The sequence below is a fragment of the Amycolatopsis sp. SID8362 genome (assembly GCF_010550475.1).
GTDB lineage: Bacteria > Actinomycetota > Actinomycetes > Mycobacteriales > Pseudonocardiaceae > Amycolatopsis > Amycolatopsis eburnea.
This window is the reverse complement of the sequence record NZ_JAAGNB010000810.1, coordinates 1-482: the sequence shown is the minus strand read 5'-3', so window position 1 is coordinate 482 and position 482 is coordinate 1. Positions and strand designations below refer to the sequence as shown.

The window sequence follows — 482 nt, the reverse complement described above, 5'->3', positions numbered from 1 at the left end:
GAGCTTCTCCAGCGCGCTCGCCGCGCCCCAGCGGTCGCCCAGCTCGCGGAACCCGGCCAGTGCCGCGGCGAAGTGCGCCTCGGCGTCGGCGATCCGGCCGCCGTACTGCGCGCCGAGGCCGTCGCCGATCCGCGCGAACGCCCGGGACCAGGGGTCCGGGCCGATCAGCGCGGCGAGCCGTTCGCCCTCCTTCGCCTTGGGACGCGGGGAAAACGCCCACAGCAGGAAGAGGTACGGGTGCCGCAGCGGCCCGTCGAGCCGCCGCACGATCGGTTCGATCCCGGTGGCGGTGTCCGACGCGTGGATCAGGCAGAGGACGTACTCCTCGGCCAGCCCCGGCGGCGGCTCGGGGCCGACTGCGGCGAGCACGGCGTCCGCGAACGGGGTCGCCTCGCTGCGCAGGCCGCGCAGCCACCAGTACCAGGTCAGCGCCGCGACGAGCCGGAGGGCGAGTTCCGGTGCCGCGGCCGCGCTCCAGCGCA

Annotated in this window: 1 pseudogene; it reads right to left on the bottom strand. The window is 76.3% G+C overall.

Annotated elements, in window-relative coordinates:
* A pseudogene (locus tag G3I65_RS24965) lies at positions 1–482 on the bottom strand (AfsR/SARP family transcriptional regulator); the annotation flags it as partial.